Annotated in this window: 13 protein-coding genes; 7 read left to right on the forward strand and 6 right to left on the reverse strand. The window is 67.8% G+C overall.

Annotation, left to right across the window (positions count from 1 at the left end; all coding sequences use genetic code 11):
- The first annotated feature begins 82 nt into the window (after positions 1 to 82).
- From EA796_RS16185 to EA796_RS16205, 5 genes are read left to right on the forward strand one after another with little or no spacing between them, the layout of a single operon-like run.
- Positions 83 to 2,119, forward strand: coding sequence for a methyl-accepting chemotaxis protein (locus tag EA796_RS16185; RefSeq protein WP_031302686.1), 2,037 nt, complete (start codon positions 83 to 85; stop codon positions 2,117 to 2,119).
- Between the two features lie 60 nt (positions 2,120 to 2,179).
- A complete protein-coding gene (locus EA796_RS16190; RefSeq protein ID WP_031302685.1) occupies positions 2,180 to 3,040 on the forward strand; it encodes a protein-glutamate O-methyltransferase in 861 nt (286 codons plus the stop codon).
- 25 nt (positions 3,041 to 3,065) lie between these two features.
- A complete protein-coding gene (locus EA796_RS16195) occupies positions 3,066 to 10,370 on the forward strand; it encodes an Hpt domain-containing protein (RefSeq protein WP_122109344.1) in 7,305 nt (2,434 codons plus the stop codon).
- A complete protein-coding gene (locus EA796_RS16200) occupies positions 10,367 to 11,386 on the forward strand; it encodes a chemotaxis protein CheB (RefSeq protein ID WP_031302923.1) in 1,020 nt (339 codons plus the stop codon). Before EA796_RS16195 ends, EA796_RS16200 begins: the two co-directional genes overlap by 4 nt.
- Before the next feature lie 10 nt (positions 11,387 to 11,396).
- Entirely contained in the window at positions 11,397 to 11,867 is a 471-nt protein-coding gene (locus EA796_RS16205; RefSeq protein WP_122109345.1) for a chemotaxis protein CheW, read from the forward strand.
- Between the two features lie 177 nt (positions 11,868 to 12,044).
- On the opposite strand, the gene EA796_RS16210 is transcribed toward EA796_RS16205, so the two are convergent.
- The gene (locus EA796_RS16210) at positions 12,045 to 12,764 is read right to left on the reverse strand and encodes a 16S rRNA (uracil(1498)-N(3))-methyltransferase (RefSeq protein WP_122109346.1); all 720 of its coding nucleotides are present in this window, start codon (positions 12,762 to 12,764) and stop codon (positions 12,045 to 12,047) included.
- A 104-nt stretch (positions 12,765 to 12,868) separates the two neighbouring features.
- On the reverse strand, positions 12,869 to 14,272 hold the full coding sequence (locus tag EA796_RS16215) for an adenosylmethionine--8-amino-7-oxononanoate transaminase (protein WP_122109347.1): 1,404 nt from the start codon (positions 14,270 to 14,272) through the stop codon (positions 12,869 to 12,871).
- A 240-nt stretch (positions 14,273 to 14,512) separates the two neighbouring features.
- Between EA796_RS16215 and EA796_RS16220 the strand changes: the two genes are divergently transcribed.
- Together EA796_RS16220 and EA796_RS16225 are read left to right on the forward strand one after the other, a co-directional pair.
- A complete protein-coding gene (locus EA796_RS16220; RefSeq protein ID WP_122109348.1) occupies positions 14,513 to 15,058 on the forward strand; it encodes a cytochrome b in 546 nt (181 codons plus the stop codon).
- 67 nt (positions 15,059 to 15,125) lie between these two features.
- A complete protein-coding gene (locus EA796_RS16225; protein WP_021443239.1) occupies positions 15,126 to 15,701 on the forward strand; it encodes a YceI family protein in 576 nt (191 codons plus the stop codon).
- A 93-nt stretch (positions 15,702 to 15,794) separates the two neighbouring features.
- On the opposite strand, the gene EA796_RS16230 is transcribed toward EA796_RS16225, so the two are convergent.
- The 4 genes from EA796_RS16230 to metF form a co-directional block, all read right to left on the reverse strand.
- Positions 15,795 to 17,678: a DEAD/DEAH box helicase gene (locus tag EA796_RS16230; RefSeq protein ID WP_122109349.1), complete on the reverse strand. Its 1,884-nt coding sequence runs from the start codon at positions 17,676 to 17,678 to the stop codon at positions 15,795 to 15,797.
- A gap of 188 nt (positions 17,679 to 17,866) precedes the next feature.
- Positions 17,867 to 18,625, reverse strand: coding sequence for an ABC transporter substrate-binding protein (locus tag EA796_RS16235; protein WP_122109350.1), 759 nt, complete (start codon positions 18,623 to 18,625; stop codon positions 17,867 to 17,869).
- A 51-nt stretch (positions 18,626 to 18,676) separates the two neighbouring features.
- Entirely contained in the window at positions 18,677 to 20,050 is a 1,374-nt protein-coding gene (ppnN, locus tag EA796_RS16240) for a nucleotide 5'-monophosphate nucleosidase PpnN (protein ID WP_122109351.1), read from the reverse strand.
- Between the two features lie 120 nt (positions 20,051 to 20,170).
- Complete coding sequence (gene metF / locus EA796_RS16245) at positions 20,171 to 21,016, reverse strand: methylenetetrahydrofolate reductase [NAD(P)H] (protein ID WP_021444301.1); 846 nt, start codon at positions 21,014 to 21,016, stop codon at positions 20,171 to 20,173.
- Positions 21,017 to 21,062 lie beyond the last annotated feature (46 nt).

Consider the following 21,062-nt stretch of genomic DNA (forward strand, 5'->3'; position numbering starts at 1 on the left):
AAAAATCGGTTGGGTCGGTTCTGCCGACCCTTTGGCGTTACATGGGAACCGTAGTGCGGTCGGTCCAGGCGGGGGCCAGATAATGAAAAAACTCAATGCAGGCAATTTGTTGGTCGGGGCACGCAGCAGCACGCTGATCGCGGCGCTGTTCGTCGTGCTGATCGTCTCCATCGTGCTGTTGTTCGCGAACTTCGCCTACATCAACACCCAGTCCAACTACGATACCGAGTACATCAGCCACTCCGGTGAGCTGCGCGTACTGTCCCAGCGTATCGCCAAGAACGCCACGGAAGCGGCGGCGGGTACCGCCGAGGCCTTCGGCCTGCTGCGCGACGCGCGCAACGACTTCCAGCAGCGTTGGGGTTATCTGACCGACGGCGACGCCAGCACCGGCCTGCCGCCGGCACCGGAAGCGGTGCAGGCGCAGATGGCCGCGGTGCAGCAGGACTGGGACAGCCTGCGGCAGAATACCGACGCCATTCTCGCCAGCGAGCAGACCGTACTGTCGCTGCACCAGGTAGCCGCCACCCTGGCGGAAACCATTCCGCAGCTGCAGGTCGAGTACGAGGAAGTGGTCGACATCCTGCTGGAAAGCGGCGCGCCGGCGGCCCAGGTCTCGGTGGCTCAGCGCCAGTCGCTGCTGGCCGAACGTATCCTCGGCTCGGTGAACAAGGTGCTGGCCGGTGACGAAGACTCGGTGCAGGCCGCCGACATGTTCGGTCGCGACGCCAGCCTGTTCGGCCGGGTACTGGCCGCCATGCTCGAAGGCAACGCGGCGATGGAAATCAGCCAGGTGACCGACGAGGAAGCCCTCGAGCGTCTGGCCGAGATTTCCGAGCTGTTCGAATTCGTTTCCGGTTCGGTGGACGAGATTCTCGAGACCTCGCCGGAACTGTTCCAGGTGCGTGAGTCGGCGAACGCCATCTTCAGCGTGTCGCAGACCCTGCTGGACAAGGCGTCCGAGCTGGCCGGCGGCTTCGAAGACCTGGCCTCGGGCCGTGCCATCAACACCCTGTTCGGCTATGTGCTGGGCGCCCTGGCGCTGGGTTCGATCATCCTCATCGGCCTGGTGATGGTGCGCGAGACCAACCGCCGACTGGCCGAGACCGCGGAGAAGAACGAACGTAACCAGGCGGCGATTCTGCGTCTGCTCGACGAAATCGCCGACCTCGCCGACGGTGACCTGACCGTGGCCGCGACGGTAACCGAGGACTTCACCGGTGCCATCGCCGACTCCATCAACTACTCCATCGACCAGCTGCGCGACCTGGTGGCCACCATCAACCTGACCGCCGTTCAGGTCGCCGGTGCGGCCCAGGAAACCCAGGCCACGGCGATGCACCTGGCCGAGGCGTCCGAGCACCAGGCCCAGGAAATCGCCGGCGCTTCCGCGGCGATCAACGAAATGGCCGTGTCGATCGACCAGGTATCGGCGAACGCCTCGGAATCCTCCGCGGTAGCGGAACGTTCCGTAGCCATCGCCAACAAGGGCAACGAAGTCGTACACAACACCATCACCGGCATGGATAACATCCGTGAGCAGATCCAGGACACCTCGAAGCGGATCAAGCGCCTCGGTGAATCGTCCCAGGAGATCGGTGACATCGTCAGCCTGATCAACGACATTGCCGACCAGACCAACATCCTCGCCCTGAACGCCGCGATCCAGGCGTCCATGGCCGGTGATGCGGGCCGCGGCTTCGCCGTGGTAGCGGACGAGGTACAACGCCTCGCAGAACGTTCCTCGGCGGCGACCAAGCAGATCGAGGCGCTGGTCAAGACCATTCAGACCGACACCAACGAGGCCGTTATCTCCATGGAGCAGACGACCTCCGAAGTGGTGCGCGGTGCCCGCCTGGCGCAGGACGCCGGAGTGGCCCTGGAAGAGATCGAGAAGGTATCCAAGACCCTCGCGGCGCTGATCCAGAACATCTCCAACGCCGCTCGTCAGCAGGCCTCTTCGGCCGGCCATATTTCCAACACCATGAACGTGATCCAGGAAATCACCTCGCAGACGTCCTCGGGTACCACCGCCACCGCCAAGAGCATCGGTAACCTGGCCAAGATGGCCAGTGAGATGCGCAAGTCGGTGTCCGGCTTCACCCTCCCGGACGCCTGATAAGGGAGGGCGGCGGCTGCTTGCAGTCGCCGCACGACAGCCATGACTCAGGGCGAAGGTATGCAGTCAAGCGGCGTGTGGGCCTTGCGCCCGGTGGCCGATATGTCGCAAGCCGACTTCCACGACTGGCAGGCGCTGCTCGAAGCGCGCACCGGCGTGGTGATCAGCGAGCAGCGGCGCGCCTTCCTGCAAACCAACCTGAGTGCGCGCATGCGCGAACTGGGCGTCACGGACTACGCCAGCTATTACCGCCAGGTCACCGATGGCCCGCGTGGCGCGGTGGAGTGGTCGACCCTGCTGGATCGTTTGACCGTGCAGGAAACCCGCTTCTTCCGCCACCCGCCGTCCTTCGAGGTGCTGGCGCAATACCTGCAGGAGCGACTGGCCGCCGGCCTGACGCGGCCCTGGGAGCTGTGGAGCGTGGGTTGTTCCAGCGGCGAGGAGCCTTATTCGCTGGCGATCCTGGCGGCCGAAGCGCTGCAGGGCAGCGAGTCGCCCGAGCACTTCGCCGTGACCGGCACGGATATCAGCCAGGGCGCGCTGAGCAAGGCCCGCGAGGGCAGTTACTCGGCGCGGCGTCTGGAACAGGTGAACGGCGACCTGCGCGAGCGTTATTTCCTCGCCCAGGCCGACGGACGTTTCAAGGTGGTGCCGAGTCTGGCGGCGCGCGTGTGCTGCGCCAAGCTCAATGTGCTGGAACTGGCCAAGGCGCCGATGTCCGGCATGGACGTGATTTTCTGTCAGAACTTGCTGATCTATTTCCGCCGCTGGCGTCGCCGCGACATCCTCAACCGCCTGGCCGAGAGCCTGGCGCCCGGGGGGCTGCTGGTGGTGGGCGTGGGCGAAGTAGCCGGTTGGCAGCATCCGGCGCTGGTGCCGGTGGCCGACGAGCGAGTCCTGGCGTTTACCCGCAAGGGATAAGGCCAAGTTTATGAGTGGAGTGGCTATGGGTGATCGGCATGACTATGTCGCCCTGGAGTGGGTCAAAGGCGAGATCGCGGAAACCCTGAAGCAGGCGCGGCAGGCCCTGGAGGCGTTCGTCGAGAACCCGCAGGACCCCACGCGCATGCGTTTCTGCCTGACCTATGTGCACCAGGTCCACGGCACCTTGCAGATGGTCGAGTTCTACGGCGCCGCGCTGCTCGCCGAGGAAATGGAGCAGCTGGCCAAGGCGCTGATGGAAGGCCGCGTGGCCAACCAGGGCGAAGCCCTGGAAGTGCTGATGCAGGCCATCCTGCAGCTGCCGGTGTACCTCGACCGCATCCAGACCGCCCGCCGCGACCTGCCGATGGTGGTGTTGCCGCTGCTCAACGACCTGCGCGCCGCGCGCGGCGAGAAGCTGCTGTCGGAAACCAGCCTGTTCGCCCCGGACATGTCGGTGCGTCAGCCGGCGCTGCCATCCGACAGTCTGGCGCGGCTGCGCACCGCCGAGCTGCCGGTGCTGCTGCGCAAGCTGCGGCAGATGCTGCAGATGGCCCTGGTCGGGGTGATCCGCGGCCAGGACCTGGCCACCAACCTCGGCTACATGGCGCGCGTGTTCGCCCGCCTGGAAACCCTGTGCAAGGACGCCCCGCTGGGCGGCCTGTGGCAGATCGCCTCCGGCATGGTCGAGGGCCTGGCCAACGGCAGCGTGGTCAACGGCACCTCGGTGCGCACCCTGCTGCGCCAGGTCGACAAGGAGCTCAAGCGCCTGGTCGAGCAGGGCGCCGACGGCATCAACCAGGCCGCGCCGGACGAGCTGACCAAGAACCTGCTGTTCTACGTGGCCAAGGCACCGGCGCAGTCGCCGCGCATCCGCGCGCTCAAGGAACAGTACCGCCTCGACGAAGCCCTGCCCGACAACGAGGTGGTGGACGAGGAACGCGCCCGCCTGGCCGGCCCCGACCGCGACGCCATGCGCTCGGTGGTCGCCGCCCTGTGCGAGGAGCTGGTGCGGGTCAAGGACAGCCTCGACCTGTTCGTGCGCAGCGACCGCAGCCAGGCCGGCGAGCTGGACGGCCTGCTGGCGCCGCTCAAGCAGATCGCCGACACCCTGGCGGTGCTCGGCTTCGGCCAGCCGCGCAAGGTCATCCTCGATCAGATCGACGTGATCCACGGCCTCTCCCTCGGCCAGCGCGAGCCCAGCGACGCGGTGCTGATGGACGTCGCCGGCGCCCTGCTGTACGTCGAGGCGACCCTGGCCGGCATGGTCGGCCCGAGCGACGACGGGCAGAGCGAACAGAGCCACCTGCCCACCACCGACGTGGCGCAGATCCATCAGCTTGTCATTAAAGAGGCGCGCAACGGCCTGGAACAGGCCAAGGACGCGATCATCGAGTTCATCGCCTCGCAGTGGAACCACGAGCACCTGGCGCGCGTGCCCGAGCTGCTCACCCAGGTCCGTGGCGGCCTGGCGATGATCCCGCTGCAGCGCGCCGCCGACCTGCTCAACGCCTGCAACCGCTATATCCAGGAACAGCTGCTGGCGCGCAAGGCCGTGCCCAACTGGCAGAGCCTGGACACCCTGGCCGACGCCATCACCAGCGTCGAGTACTACCTCGAGCGCCTGTCCGAGGACCACGGCAGCCAGGGCGACCTGATTCTCGACGTGGCCGAGGAGAGCCTGGAAGCGCTGGGCTATCCGCTCAAGGAAAAGCCGTCGATCCTCGATCGTGTCGAGCCGCTGGGGGAGTCGCTGGCGCCGCTGGCCGACCCGTTGCAGGAAATCGAGCTGCTCGGCGCCGAGGACAGCCAGCTGGAGCAACCCCTGGCCGATAGCGAGCCGGTCGCCGCCGCGCAGGAGTCGTCCTTCGCGCCGGGGGTCGACCTGGCCGAGCAGGCCGACGCCGACCAGCAGCCCTTCGAGGCCGCGGCCGAGGCGCAACTGGAGGAGCTGCAGCCGCTCAACGATTTCGCCTTCGAACTGGACGACGGCCCGCAGGGCCTCGCCGCCGAGCCCGAGCCCGAGCCCGAGCCCGAGCACGAGCTGGAACTGGAAGAGCTGAGCCTGGAGCAGCTGTCCGCCCCGCAGCAGTGGGACGAGCTGGAACTGGCCGAACTGGAACTGCCCGAGGTCGAGCTGCCCAGCGCCCCCGCGCCGGCGCCGCTGATCGAGGTGGAGGACCTTGCCAAGCCGCTGTCGATGGCCGACGTGATGGCCGCGCCGGTGCAGGCGATCAACCCGCCGGCCGCCGAGGTGCCGCCGAGCCTGCTGCCGCCGCCGGCCGACGAGGAGCCGGTGGACGAAGAGCTGCTGGAAGTCTTTATCGAAGAAGTCGGCGAGGTGCTGGAAACCATCGCCGAATACCTGCCGCAGTGGCAGGCCGATACCGAGAACAAGGACGCCCTGATCGAAGTGCGGCGTGCCTTCCACACCCTCAAGGGCAGCGGGCGCATGGTCCGCGCGCTGATCATCGGCGAGCTGGGCTGGTCCATCGAGAACCTGCTCAACCGTGTGCTGGATCGCAGCATTGCGCCGAGCGAGCCGGTGCAGCAGGTGGTGCTCGACGTAGTGGCGCTGATGCCGGCGCTGGTCGAGGAGTTCGCCGCCAAGGCGCAGCGCCAGCGCGACGACGTCGACCGGCTGGCCGCCACCGCGCATGCCCTGGCCAAGGGCCACAGCCTCCCAAAATCTGACGCCCCGGCCGCCGAGCAGGTAGCCGAGCCCGCGGGCGCTGTCGAGGCTACCGCCGCCGTGGAGGAGAGCGAGCCGCTCGATGGCGAGCCCCTCGACCCGCAGTTGCTGGAAATCTTCCGCAACGAGGCAGAAACCCATCTGGACACCCTGGTCGGCTTTCTCGCCGACTGCGCGCAGGAGCTGCCGCAGCCGGTGACCGACGACCTGCAGCGCGCCCTGCACACCCTCAAGGGCAGCGCCTATATGGCCGGCATCCTGCCGGTGGCGGAGATCGCCGCGCCGCTGGAGAAGTTGGTCAAGGAATTCAAGACCAACCTGATCCGCGTCGACATGGCCGAGGCCGAGCTGCTCAGCCGCGCCGAGAAGCTGTTCCGCGCCGCCCTGGAGCAGCTGGAAAGCCAGCCGCTGGCGCCGATTGCCGGTGCCGAGGACTTCCTCGCCCGGGTCCACAAGCTGCATCAGGAGCGCCTCGACGCTGCCGAAGGCGAACGCCTCGGGCAGAGTGGCGAAAGTCGCGACCCGCAGCTGATCGGCATCTTCCTGGCCGAAGGCATGGATATCCTGCTGGACGCCGAGGACCTGCTGCGCAAGTGGCGCGAGCATCCCTCCGAGCGCCAGGAGCTGTCCGCCCTGCTGGAAGAGCTGACCACTCTCGGCCGAGGCGCCGAGATGGCCGAGCTGCCGCAGATCGACGAGCTGTGCGAGGCCCTGCTGGACCTCTATGGCGCGGTCGAGGAGGGCAGCCTGGCGGTCAGCGAACGCTTCTTCGACGAGGCGGAAAAGGCCCACGAAGCGCTGATCGGCATGATGGATCAGGTTGCCGCGGCGCTGCAGGTCAGCGCCCAGCCCGAGCGTGTGCAGGCGCTGCGCGACCTGCTCGGCGAAGCCATCGACCCAGCCACCCTGGCCCTGCTCGCCCCCGGCGCCGAGGGTTTCGAAGTCATCGAGCTGGACCAGGCCACGGCCGAACTGCTGCAGGCTGAGGAACAGCCGGAGCCGGAGCCGGAGCCGGAGCCGCAGGCGTCGGGCGCGGAGTTCGCCGCGTTCGAGGTGCCCGAGGACAGCATTGCCGAGCCCGAGCCCGAGCCCGAGCCCGAGCCCGAAGCCGAAGCCAGCTTCAGCCCGGCCGATGCCGACCTCGACGAGGAGATGGTGGAAATCTTCCTCGAAGAGGCGGTGGATATCCTCGAAAGCGCCGGCCAGGCCCTGGAGCGCTGGCTGGGCGAGCCGGACAACACCCTGCCGCTGTCGTCCCTGCAGCGCGACCTGCACACCCTCAAGGGCGGCGCGCGGATGGCCGCGATCCGCCCGATCGGCGACCTCGGCCACGAGCTGGAATCGCTCTACGAAGGCCTGGTCGACCGCCGCTACAACTACGGCGCGGCCCTGGGCGGCCTGCTGCAGCAGAGCCACGACCGCCTGGCGCTGATGCTCGATCAGCTGCAGGCGCGCCAGCCGCTGGCGGCCGGCGAAGACCTGATCCAGGCCATCCGCCAGTTCCGCCAGGGCGGCGCGCAGAGCCTGTCGGCCGCGGCGACCCTGGCCGATCCGGCCCTGGACGAGGAGGCGGCTCAGGCCGCCGAACCGCTCGAACTGGATCTGGATGTCGGCGAGCTGCCGCCGCTGGCCCTGGTCGAGGACGAAGACTTGCTGGTGCTCGACGATCCCGCCGAGGCGTCGCTCGATCAGGCGTCGCCGGCAGTCGACGAGCCCACGCCGGAGCTGCCGGTGGCGGCCGACCCCGAGCCGCAGGCTGCGGCGCCGACCAGCTGGCACGAGGAGCGCGACCCGGAGCTGGTGGAAATCTTCCTCGAGGAAGGCTTCGACATCATCGACAGCGCCGGCGCCGCCCTGCAGCGCTGGATGGCCGACGTCGACAACAGCCTGGAGCTGGAAGCCCTGCAGCGCGACCTGCACACCCTCAAGGGCGGTGCGCGCATGGCCGAAATCCGCGAGATCGGCGACCTGGCCCACGAACTGGAATTTCTCTACGAAGGCTTGGGCGGCGGTCGTCTGCGTGCCAGCCCCGAGCTGTTCGGCCTGCTGCAGGCCTGTCATGACCGCCTGGCCGAGATGCTCGAGGCGGTGCGCGGCCAGCGTGCGGTGCCGCCGGGCGACGCCCTGATCGAGACCATCAAGCGCTTTCGCGCCAACCCCGACGAGCAACTGAGCATGCCGTCTGCGGTCCAGCTCAAGGCCTTCGTCGAGAGCGACGACGGCGAGGAGGCCGACAGCGACATCCTCGACATCTTCCTCGAAGAGGGCGACGACCTGCTCGAGGCGATGGAGGCGGCCATCGGCCGCTGGGAAGAACAGCGCGACGACGGCGCCGCCATCGACGAGATGCTGCGCATCCTGCACACCCTCAAGGGCGGTGCGCGGCTGGCCGGACAGAAGCGCCTGGGCGACATGAGCCACGATCTCGAGCAGCACCTGAGCGAGGCGCTGCAGCAGGGCGCACCCTGGCCCGAGAGCCTGCTGATCGACCTGCAGTCCGGTTTCGAGGGGCTGCAGAAGGAACTCGATCTGTTGCGCCAGCGCCTAAGCGCCAGCCTGGCCGAGCCGCCGCTGGTCGCCCAGCCCGAGCCGGCAGCGCCGAGCCCGCGCGCGCCGCAACCGGCCGGCCAACTGGTCGTCCCTAAGCTGGGCGCCCAACTGGTCGTCCCGATAGTCGCCGCCAGCGAGTTACCGAGCCAGGTGCAGGCGCCCAAGGTGCTGCCGTTCGTGCGCCGCGCCGCCGAGGCGGCGGCCGAGGCCGCCTCCCGTCGCGCCCCGCAGGAGCTGGTCAAGGTGCCGGCCGACCTGCTCGAAGGCCTGGTCAACCTGGCCGGCGAGACCTCGATCTTCCGCGGTCGGGTCGAACAGCAGGTCAGCGACGTCAGTTTCACCCTGAGCGAGATGGAAGCCACCATCGACCGCGTGCGCGACCAGCTGCGCCGCCTCGATACCGAGACCCAGGCGCAGATCCTCAGCCGCTACCAGGCCGAGGCCGAGCGTGCCGGTTACGAGGACTTCGATCCGCTGGAGATGGATCGCCACTCGCAGCTGCAGCAGCTGTCGCGGGCGCTGTTCGAGTCGGCCTCCGACCTGCTCGACCTGAAGGAAACCCTGGCGGCGAAGAACCGAGACGCCGAGACCCTGCTGCTCCAGCAGGCGCGGGTCAATACCGAGCTCCAGGAAGGCCTGATGCGCACCCGCATGGTGCCGTTCGACCGCCTGGTGCCGCGACTGCGCCGCATCGTCCGCCAGGTGGCCGGCGAGCTGGGCAAGCAGGTCGAGTTCGTCGTCGGCAACGCCGAAGGGGAAATGGACCGCACCGTGCTCGAACGCATCGTCGCGCCGCTGGAGCACATGCTGCGCAACGCCGTCGACCATGGCATCGAGCCCACTGCCGTGCGCCGCGACGTCGGCAAGCCGGAAACCGGCACCATCCGCCTCAACCTCGGCCGCGAGGGCGGCGACATCGTCCTCACCCTCGACGACGACGGCGGCGGCATCCGCCTCGACGCGGTGCGGCGCAAGGCCATCGAACGCGGCATGATGGATGCCGACAGCGACCTGACCGACCACGAGATCCTCCAGTTCATCCTCGAGGCCGGTTTCTCCACCGCCGAGAAGGTCACCCAGATTTCCGGCCGCGGCGTCGGCATGGACGTGGTGCATTCGGAGGTCAAGCAGCTCGGCGGCTCGATGAGCATCGACTCGGTCGTCGGCCAGGGCACCCGTTTCACCATCCGCCTGCCGTTCACCGTGTCGGTCAACCGCGCGCTGATGGTGCTCTCCGGCGAGGACCTGTACGCCATCCCGCTGAACACCATCGAAGGCATCGTGCGGGTTTCGCCCTACGAGCTGGAGGCCTACTACGCGCCGGATGCGCCGCGCTTCGAGTACGCCGGGCAGGCCTACGAACTGAAGTACCTGGGCGACCTGCTGAACAACGGTCAGCAGCCCAAACTGGTGGGCCAGAGCCTGCCGTTGCCGGTGATCCTGGTGCGCTCCAGCGAGCACGCGGTTGCGGTGCAGGTGGACAGCCTGGCCGGCTCGCGCGAAATCGTGGTGAAGAGCCTCGGCCCACAGTTCGCCGGCGTACACGGCATCTCCGGCGCGACCATCCTCGGCGACGGCCGGGTGGTGGTGATTCTCGACCTGCTGGCGACCATCCGCGTGCTGCATGCGCACCTGCAGAGCCAGCTGACCCCGCGCCTGGCCTCGCGCCAGGTGGTGATCAGCGAGGAAGTGGAAGTCGACCGGCCGCCGCTGGTGATGGTGGTGGACGATTCGGTCACCGTGCGCAAGGTCACCAGCCGCCTGCTCGAACGCAACGGCATGAACGTGATGACCGCCAAGGACGGCGTGGACGCGATCGCCCAGCTGCAGGAGCACAAGCCCGACATCATGCTGCTGGACATCGAGATGCCGCGCATGGACGGCTTCGAGGTGGCCACCCTGGTGCGCCACGACGAGCGCCTGAAGGACCTGCCGATCATCATGATCACCTCGCGTACCGGCGAGAAGCACCGCGAGCGGGCCATGGCCATCGGCGTCAACCAGTACCTCGGCAAGCCCTATCAGGAGTCCTTGCTGCTCGACACCATCGCTCAGTTGGTGGATAGCCACCGGATCAAACGGACATGACAGACAAATCCGCGGCACGTATTGCAGTGATCGCCGACACCTCCTTGCAGCGCCACGTGCTGCAGCAGGCGCTGGCCGGTGGCGGCTACCAGGTGGTGCTCAACAGCGACCCGGCACGCCTCGACGAGGCGGCGCTGGCCGCCTGCGACACCGACCTGTGGCTGGTGGACCTGGCCCAGTCGGAAGACTCGCCGCTGGTCGACAGCCTGCTGGAGCGCGCCAGCGCGCCGGTGCTGTTCGGCGAGGGGCACGCCCCCGAACGCCATTCGGAGAACTACCCGCGTTGGGAGCGCAGCCTGTTCGGCAAGCTCAAGCGCCTGGTCGGTGATCCGACCCAGGCGGTGGGCCCGAGCCTGCAGGCGCTGCTCGACGAAACGCAGCGTCCAGCGCGCCTGGAATTGCCGCAGGCCTTGGCCGACACGCCGTTCAAGGCTGGCGAGCCGGCGCGCCAGGTCTGGCTGCTGGCGGCCTCGCTGGGCGGCCCGGCGGCGGTCAAGGCGTTCCTCGATGCGTTGCCCGGCGGCCTGCCGATCGGCTTCGTCTATGCCCAGCATATCGATGCCAGCTTCGAAACCGCGTTGCCGCAGGCGGTCGGCCGGCACAGCCAGTGGCACGTCAACCCGGCGCGCCAGGGCGACCCGGTGCGCTGCGGCGAGGTGGTGGTGGCGCCGATCCAGCACGAGCTGGGTTTCGCCGAGGACGGCGCGATGCAGATCGCCGAACGCGGCTGGCCCGAGCCCTACAGCCCGTCCATCGACCAGATGATGCTCAACCTGGCGCAGCAGTTCGGCGCCCAGTGCGGGGTGATCGCCTTCAGCGGCATGGGCAGCGACGGCAGCGCCGCGGCGGCCTACGTCAAGCGCCAGGGCGGCCTGATCTGGACCCAGCGCGGCGACAGCTGCGCCAGCCCGAGCATGCCCGACAGCCTGCGCGAGGGCGGCTATAGCAGCTTCAGCGCCGACCCGCGCGAGCTGGCCGTGGCGCTGGTCAACCACCTCGCCGAACACTGCAGTTGAGGACCTTTCAATGAGCCAAGCCGTCGCCGCCCAGAACAGCGCCGCCAACCTGACCGGTCTGCTGGTGCCCCTGGCCGACCGCACCCTGCTGCTGCCCAACGTGGCGGTGGCCGAGTTGATTCCCTATCGCGCGCCGCAGGTCAGCGAAGGCATGCCGGCCTGGTTCCTCGGCCAGATCGCCTGGCGCGACCTGCGCCTGCCGCTGCTGTCCTTCGAGGCCGCCAGCGGCGGCCAGGCGCAGATTGCCGGCGGCGCGCGGGTGGCGGTGCTCAACGCCCTGGGCGGCCGGCCCAAGGTCAAGTTCATCGCCCTGCTGGTGCAGGGCATCCCGCGCTCGCTGAAGGTCGCCAGCGACCTGGCGGCCGCCGATGTCGTGCTGGCGCCGCTTGAACTGGGCGCGGCGCGGGTCGGCGAGGACGTGGTGCGCATCCCCGATCTGGTCGGCCTGGAGCAACTGCTGGAAGACGCCGGGCTGCTGTAGGTTGGGTTGAGACGCTTGCGCCTGAGCCCCGACGGCGGATTGGGGAACGCCAGGGATTGCCGAGCGCAGCCTTTCGGGTTTCCTGTTGGGCTTCGCTGCGCTCAGCGCCAACCTACCTAGCTGCGGCCACGCCTGTAGCAGTGCAGGCGTGCCAGGATGCCCCGCACTGCATCCGCCCTACAGATCCCCCCACAGCTGCTGCGCCACGGCCAGCGCCACCACGGGCGCGGTCTCGGTGCGCAGTACCCGTGGACCGAGACGCGCGGCGTGGAAGTCGGCCGCCTTGGCCTGGGCCACCTCCGCCTCGCCGAGGCCGCCTTCCGGACCGATCAGAAACGCCAGCGAGCGCGGCGGCGCGTGGCCGGCCCAGGGCTCGGCCACCGGGTGCAGCACCAGCTTGAGTTCGGCTTCGACCGCGCCGAGCCAGGCGCCCAGCTCCTGCGGCGCATGAATCACCGGCAGCACCGAGCGGCCGCACTGCTCGCAGGCGCTGATCGCCACCTGGCGCCAGTGGGCCAGGCGCTTGTCGGCGCGTTCGTCCTTCAGGCGCACCTCGCAGCGCTCCGAGACGATCGGGGTGATCTCCGTCGCGCCCAGTTCGGTGGCCTTCTGGATCGCCCAGTCCATGCGTTCGCCGCGCGACAGCCCTTGGCCCAGGTGGATGCGCAGCGGCGATTCGGCCAGGCCGTCGAACGCCTCGCGCAGCTCCACGCGCACCACCTTCTTGCCCACCTCGATCAGTTCGCCCTGGTACTCGCGGCCGCTGCCGTCGAACAGTTGCACCGCGTCGCCCGCGGTATGCCGCAGCACGCGGGCGATATAGTGGGCCTGGGCCTCGGGCAGCTCGTGCTGGCCGAGGGACAGAGGGGCATCGATAAAGAAGCGGGATAGGCGCATAGGGGCAGCTGCAGGCGACAAGTGGAAAGCTGCAAGCTTAAAGCACCGGTCCTTGCCCTCGCAGCTTTTAGTTGTGGCTCGTCGCGTGCAGCTTGCCGCCGCTTTCAGCCCGGATCGCGATGCCCGGGATAGCGGTTGTCCACCGCCACGCTGACGGTTTCGCGGGTGGCGATATCGATGCCCTCGCTGGCCACCTCGGCGAGAAAGTCGATCTGCTCCGGGCTGATCACGTAGGGCGGGAGGAAGTACACCACGCTGCCCAGCGGGCGCAGCAGGGCACCGCGACTCAGGGCGTGCTGGTACACCGCCAGGCCGCGGCGCTGCTGCCAGGGGTAGGCGGTCTTGCTCGCCTTGTCGGCGACCATCTCGATGGCCAGGGCCATGCCGGTCTGGCGCACCTCGGCGACATGCGGATGATCCTTGAGATGCTCGGTGGCACTGGCCATGCGCGCGGCCAGGGCCTTGTTCTTCTCGATGACATCGTCATCGCGGAAGATATCCAGGGTCGCCAGGGCCGCGGCACAGGCCAGCGGGTTGCCGGTGTAGGTGTGCGAGTGAAGGAAGGCGCGCAGGGTGGCGTAGTCGTCGTAGAAGGCGGCGTAGACCTCGTTGCTGGTGAGCACCGCGGCCATCGGCAGGTAGCCGCCGGTCAGCGCCTTGGACAGCACCAGGAAGTCCGGGGTGATGCCGGCCTGTTCGCAGGCGAACATCGTGCCGGTGCGGCCGAAGCCGACGGCGATCTCGTCGTGGATCAGGTGCACGCCGTAACGGTCGCAGGCCTCGCGCAGCAGCTTGAGGTAGACCGGGTGGTACATGCGCATGCCGCCGGCGCCCTGGATCAGCGGCTCGACTATCACCGCGGCGACCTCGTGGGCATGCTCGGCCAGGGTCTGCTCCATGGCCGCGAACATAGTCCGCGAATGTTCTTCCCAGCCCATGCCCTCGGGGCGCAGGTAGCAGTCCGGGCTGGGCACCTTGAGGGTGTCGAGCAGCAGCGCCTTGTAGGTGTCGGTGAACAGCGCCACGTCGCCCACCGACATCGCCGCCACCGTCTCGCCGTGGTAGCTGTTGGTCAGGGTGACGAAGCGTTTCTTGCCGGGCTGGCCGTTGTTGATCCAGTAGTGGTGGCTCATCTTCAGCGCCACCTCGATGCCCGAGGAGCCGTTGTCGGCGTAGAACACCTTGGCCAGGCCGGGTGGGGTGATCTGCACCAGACGCTCGGACAGCTCGACCACAGGCTGGTGGGTGAAACCGGCGAGCATCACGTGTTCGAGGCTGTCCAGCTGCTCGCGGATGCGCGCGTTGATCCGCGGGTTGCGGTGGCCGAACACGTTGACCCACCAGGAGCTGACCGCGTCCAGGTAGCGTTTGCCGTCGAAATCCTCCAGCCAGACCCCGGAGCCAGAGCGGATCGGAATCAGCGGCAGGCGCTCGTGGTCCTTCATCTGGGTGCAGGGGTGCCACAGCACGTTAAGGTCGCGCTGCATCCACTGGTCGTTCAAGCTCATGGCGCATCTCCCAATCTTCAGCGGCACAGCCTACCAGAAGGCGCAGCCGTCGATCCGCCCCCAGCTGCCGCTTGGCGCCAGCCGACGAACTTCGCGGTGGCGGCGTTGGACTAAGCTGGCTGGTCGGAAATCCACCGTGCAGATATCGTATTTCTCGATATTTCATAGCGAAATTTTCCGCTTTAAATCGATAGTTTTGTCGCTAGTCTTGCTCAACCTCTCGTCTACGGAAGCCTTCCCATGCAGTGGCGCAACACCCCCTCCCGTTACGGCCTGGTCAGCGTGCTGCTGCACTGGCTGGTGGCCCTGGCCGTCTTCGGCCTGTTCGGCCTGGGCCTGTGGATGATGGAGCTGGGTTACTACGACCCCTGGCGCCAGCGCGCCCCCGAGCTGCACAAGAGCATCGGCATCACGCTGTTCGCGCTGATGCTGCTGCGCATGCTGTGGCGTTGGCTGAGCCCGCCGCCGGCGGCCCTGGCCAGCCACGGCCGGGCTACCCGCCTGGCCTCCAAGCTGGGTCACCGCCTGCTCTACCTCGGCTTGTTCGTGCTGATGCTTTCCGGCTACCTGATTTCCACCGCCGACGGTCGCGCCATCGAGGTGTTCGGCCTGTTCGCGGTGCCGGCGACGCTTACCGGCCTGCCGCAGCAGGAGGACGTCGCCGGCCTGGTGCACGAGTACCTGGCCTGGGGCCTGGTGCTGTTCGCCGGGGTGCATGCCCTGGCCGCGCTGAAACACCATTTCATCGACCGTGACAGCACCTTGCTGCGCATGTTCGGCCGTTGATTCGTCGTTCCTTCCGGCGTGGGCCTCGAGCCGCGCCCTTCGCTCAACCTCAGCAGGAGATTCACCCATGTTGAAGAAAACCCTCGTCGCCCTGGCCCTGGGCAGCGCCCTGATCGGTGGCCAGGCCCTGGCCGCCGACTACGCCATCGACAAGAAAGGCCAGCACGCCTTCGTCAACTTCAAGATCAGCCACCTGGGCTACAGCTGGCTGTACGGCACCTTCAAGGATTTCGACGGCAAGTTCAGCTTCGACGCCGCCAATCCCGAGGCGAGCACCGTCAGCGTCACCCTCAATACCGCCAGCGTCGACACCAACCATGCCGAGCGCGACAAGCATATCCGCAGCGACGACTTCCTCAGTGTCGGCAAGCACCCGACCGCGACGTTCGAGTCCACCTCGGTGAAGTCCACCGGCGAAGGCACCGCCGACATCAGCGGCAACCTGACCCTCAACGGCGTGACCAAGCCGGTGGTGATCGCCGCCAAGTTCATCGGCGAAGGCTCCGACCCCTGGGGCGGCTACCGCGCCGGTTTCGAGGGCAGCACCACGCTGAAGCTGAAGGACTTCGATATCGCCATGGACCTCGGCCCGGCGTCCGAGACCGTCGAGCTGATCCTCTCCATCGAAGGTATCCGCCAGTAACCGCAGGGTGTACCCCGGATTGCATCCGGGGTACGTTCTGGCAGAAACAAAAACGCCGCCCCATGGGGCGGCGTTTTTGTTGGCGGCCTTGGCCTACTCTTCGCGGTTGCGCGTCAGCAGGGCCGGCTTCTCGCCACGCGGGCGGCTGCTGTTGGCCAGCTCGTCGAGTTGCTCCGGGGTCGGGAAGCGATCCAGGCGCGAGCCCTTGTGCACGATCACCGGTTGCTTCTCGCGCGGGTTGCGCACCAGGGCTTCCGAACGCGGCAGTTCGTCGCGATCGAGCGAGGTGATGCGGCCGTCGTGCGCCGGGCGACCACGGCCCGCACCATTGCGGCCCTGTGCCGCCTGACCGCCGCCCTGGCGACGGCCCTTGCCGGCGCCGCCGGCGCCATTGGCGTTGCTACGCGGGCCCTTGTTGGCCGGACGCTGGCCCTGGGGCGCGCCGTTGCCGGGAGCGCCGCCGCCGGAGCGACGGCCGCGGCCCTGGGGTTTGTTCTGGATCGGGCTGACGTAGTCGACGCGGTTGCCGAAGTTGTCGATCTCGTCGTCGCGGAACTCGTCCGGCGCGCGGTCCGGAGGCAACGGCGGAATGGCCGGGGCGGCGGCCGCCTGGCTGCTGCCCCGCGGCGCCTGGCCGCGACGGTTCTGGCCTTGCTGCTGCGGCTTGCTCTTGTGCTCCTTGCCGCTGTCCTTGCCCTTGTCCTTGCGGCCGACGCCATGGCGCTCGCCCTTGGGCTTGTCGCCGCCCTGGGCGTTCTGCGCCTTGGGCTGCTTCTGCCCGCGCGGCTGGCGCGGTTCGCGGGTTTCCGGGCGCTCGGCCTCGACGGTGCTGGCATCGAAGCCCATCAGGTCGCCGTCGGGGATCTTCTGCTTGGTCATCCGCTCGATGCTCTTGAGCAGCTTCTCCTCGTCCGGCGCCACCAGCGAGATCGCCTCGCCGCTACGCCCGGCGCGGCCGGTGCGGCCGATGCGGTGCACGTAATCTTCCTCGACGTTGGGCAGCTCGAAGTTGACCACGTGCGGCAGTTGGTCGATATCCAGGCCGCGGGCGGCGATATCGGTGGCCACCAGGATGCGTACCTGGTTGGCCTTGAAGTCGGCCAGGGCCTTGGTGCGCGCGTTCTGGCTCTTGTTGCCGTGGATCGCGGCGGCCGGCAGGCCGTGCTTGTCGAGGTACTCGGCCAGGCGGTTGGCGCCGTGCTTGGTGCGGGTGAACACCAGCACCTGTTCCCAGGCGCCCTGGGTGATCAGGTGGGCGAGCAGGGCGCGCTTGTGGCTGGAGGGCAGATGGAACACGCGCTGTTCGATGCGCTCGACCGTGGTGTTCGGCGGCGTCACCTCGATGCGCTCGGGGTTGTGCAGCAGCTTGCCGGCCAGGTCGGTGATGTCCTTGGAGAAGGTCGCCGAGAACAGCAGGTTCTGGCGCTGCGCCGGCAGCTTGGCCAGCACCTTCTTCACGTCGTGGATGAAACCCATGTCGAGCATGCGGTCGGCTTCATCGAGCACGAGGATTTCGACATGAGACAGGTCGATGGCTTTCTGATTGGCCAGGTCGAGCAGGCGACCGGGGCAGGCCACCAGCACGTCGACCCCCTTGGCCAGGGCCTGGACCTGCGGGTTCATGCCAACGCCGCCGAAGATGCAGGCGCTGACGAATTTCAAATCGCGGGCATAGACCTTGAAGCTGTCATGCACCTGGGCGGCCAGTTCGCGGGTGGGGGTCAGCACCAGCACGCGCGGCTGTTTCGGGCCGTGACGTTGTTCGCGATCCGGATGACCGCCCGGAAACAGGCGTTCGAGGATCGGCAGGGCGAAACCGCCCGTCTTACCTGTACCCGTCTGGGCCGCCACCATGAGATCGCGACCTTGCAACACGGCGGGAATGGCCCGCTGTTGCACCGGAGTGGGCTGGGTGTAGCCGGCGGACTCGACCGCACGGACTAGAGCCTCGGAGAGACCGAGGGAGGCAAAGGACATGAGCAATCCTGTACTAAGTGAGGGCGTGGCCCTGGGGGTGTAGAGCCTGGCTTGAATCACGCGTGGGAAGCATGATCCCGTCCGGTACTGCTGGCCTCTAGGTGGCTAGCATCCGGGCGCAAGCCTGGCGGGAAGGCCCGAGTATAACAGAGCGAGCGGTTTGCGTAGTCACCAGCCTGTCGGTTGGTTCACGGCCTGGACGGTGTGGGGGTGGCGTAGCGTGCCTGCAGGCGGGCGTAGGCGGGCTCGCGCTTGAAGCGGCGCAGTTCGCCGGCGAACTCGGCGGCCAGGCGCTGCAGCGCCGGGTCGCGGCGCAGGGCCAGGTACAGGCGGTCGTGGCCGATGGGCTTGCGGTGGTAGTCGACCTGCGCCTGCAGGCCCAGCTGGGCGGTCAGGTAGAGGCCGGCGCGGCGGTCGTTGACCACCAGATCGACGCGCTGGCGCACCAGCTTGCCGAGGTTGGCCTCGTGGGTCGGCGCCTCTTCGCGGCTGAACAGCGGCGAGCTGCGAAAGGCCTCGTCGTTGTACCAGTAGCCCGGCGAGATGCCGATCACCAGGTCCTGCAGATCCTCCAGACGCCGGTAGGGGTAGGGGCGTTTGCGGGCGAAGAACAGCACCAGCTCGACCTCGCTCAGCGTCTCGTCGACGAACAGCATCTGCGCCTCGCGCTCGGGCAGATGGAAGATGTCGAGGATGCCGTCGGCCTGGCCCTGCTCCAGCGCCAGCAGGCAGCGCTTCCAGGGCATGAACTGCAGCTCCAGCTCGACGCCCAGGCGGCGCAGCACCTCGCGGCTGATCTCGTAGTCGAGGCCGGCGGGTTGGTCGTCCTCCTGGTAGACGTAGGGCGCCCAGGCCTCGGTGACCAGGCGCAGCGTCTCGCCGCGAGCCTCGAAGGCGAGGCCGCACAGCAGGAGAATGGCGATAATCTGGCGCTGGAATAATGGCATTGCGCCAGATTAACGATTTTGCCGGCGCCGCGAAAGCGCCGGCGGCGCGGGTCAGTCGACCACCCGGTAGCAGGGCTCATAGGCGCTGCCGCCCGGCAGCTTCATCCGGTGCTGCTCGACGAAGGCCTGCAGCAGGCGATCCAGCGGGCGCATGATGCTGGTCTCGCCACGGATCTCGTAGGGGCCGTGCTGTTCGATCAGGCGGATGCCGTTCTCTTTGACGTTGCCGGCGACTATGCCGGAGAAGGCGCGGCGCAGGTTGGCCGCCAGTTCGTGCAGTGGCTGCTGGCGGGTCAGCTTGAGTCCGGCCATGTTGGCGTGAGTCGGTTCGAACGGGCGCTGGAAGCTTTCGTCGATCTTCAGCAGCCAGTTGAAGTGGAAGGCGTCGTTGCGCTCGCGGCGGAACTGGCGCACCGCCTTGATCCCGGCAGCCATCTCGCGGGCCACCTCGGCGGGGTCGTTGAAGATCATCCGGTAGCGCTGCTGGGCGGCTTCGCCGAGGGTCTCGCCGATGAACTCGTGCAGCTGCTGCAGATAGGTGGCGGCGGTCTTCGGCCCGGTGATGATCACCGGGAAGGGCAGGTCGCGGTTGTCCGGATGAGTGAGGATGCCGAGCAGATAGAGAAGCTCTTCGGCGGTGCCGGCGCCGCCGGGGAAGATGATGATGCCGTGGCCGACGCGGACGAAGGCCTCCAGGCGCTTCTCGATGTCCGGCAGGATCACCAGTTCGTTGACGATGGGGTTGGGTGCCTCGGCGGCGATGATCCCCGGCTCGGTCAGGCCCAGATAGCGCCCGCCCAGGTTGCGCTGCTTGGCGTGGCTGATGGTGGCGCCCTTCATCGGCCCCTTCATCACCCCCGGGCCGCAGCCGGTGCAGATGTCCAGGCCGCGCAGGCCCAGCTCGTGGCCGACCTTCTTGGTGTACTTGTACTCGTCGGTGCTGATCGAGTGGCCGCCCCAGCACACCACCATCTTCGGCCCGACGCCGCTGCGCAGGGTGCGCGCATTGCGCAGCAGGTGGAAGACGTAGTCGGTGATGCCTTCGGAGCTGTCCAGGTCGATGCGCTTGTTCTCCAGCTCGCTCTGCGTGTAGACGATGTCGCGCAGGGCGCTGAACAGCATCTCGCGGGTGCTGGCGATCATCTCGCCGTCGACGAAGGCGTCCGCCGGGGCGTTGACCAGTTCCAGGCGGATGCCGCGATCCTGCTGGTGGATATGCACCTCGAAGTCCGGGTAGGCCTCGAGGATGGTCTTGGCGTTGTCGCTGTGCGAGCCGGTGTTGAGGATCGCCAGCGCGCACTGGCGGAACAGGCGGTAGACACTGCCGGAGCCGGTCTCGCGCAGCTGCTGCACTTCGCGCTGCGACAGGGTTTCCAGGCTGCCCTTGGGGCTGACGGAGGCGTTGATTCTCGGGCGTTTCTGCATGGCGGGGCGGTCCTTCGGAAAGCGGGGTGTGGCGCGCAAAGAGCGTCGTGGAGGCGCCGGCGAACGGCGTATCGCCGGCAAGCCGGCGCCCAGCAACGGCGCCGGCTCGGGCGGCGGGCCTCAGCGTGGTAGCTTGAGGTTGTTCCAGATCGCCAGGCTGGGGTCGGCCTGGTTCAGGGTGTAGAAGTGCAGCCCCGGTGCGCCGCCTTGCAGCAGGCGTTCGCACATCTCGCTGATCACCTGTTCGCCGAAGGCCTGGATGCTCTCGATGTCGTCGCCGTAGGCTTCCAGCTGCTTGCGCACCCAGCGTGGGATCTCCGCGCCGCAGGCGTCGGAGAAGCGCGCCAGCTTGCTGTAGTTGGTGATCGGCATGATGCCCGGCACCACCGGGATATCCACGCCCAGTTTCTGCACGCGCTCGACGAAGTAGAAGTAGCTGTCGGCGTTGAAGAAGTACTGGGTGATCGCGCTGTCGGCGCCGGCCTTGGCCTTGCGCACGAAGTTGGCGATATCGTCCTCGAAATTGCGCGCCTGCGGGTGCATCTCCGGGTAGGCGGCGATCTCGATATGGAAGTGCTCGCCGGTTTCCTCGCGGATGAAGCCGACCAGCTCGTTGGCGTAGCGCAGCTCGCCGCTGGCCATGCCCATGCCCGACGGCAGATCGCCGCGCAGGGCGACGATGCGCTTGATCCCGGCGTTCTTGTACAGGGTCAGCAGCTCGCGCAGCTCGGCCTTGCTGTCGCCGACGCAGGACAGGTGCGGTGCGGTGGGCACCTTCACCTCGCCGTCGAGCTGCAGCACGGTGTTCAGCGTGCGGTCGCGGGTGGAGCCGCCGGCGCCGTAGGTGCAGGAGAAGAAGTCGGGGTTGTAGCTGGCCAGCTGGCGCGCCACGTTCATCAGTTTTTCGTGCCCGGCTTCGGTCTTGGTGGGGAAGAACTCGAAGCTGTAGCGGCGTTCTTGGCTCATACGGAGTTTCCACGTGTGTAGGGTGGACAGGCGCAGCTTGTCCACC

The organism is Pseudomonas sp. AOB-7, assembly GCF_003696305.1.
Lineage (GTDB): Bacteria > Pseudomonadota > Gammaproteobacteria > Pseudomonadales > Pseudomonadaceae > Aquipseudomonas.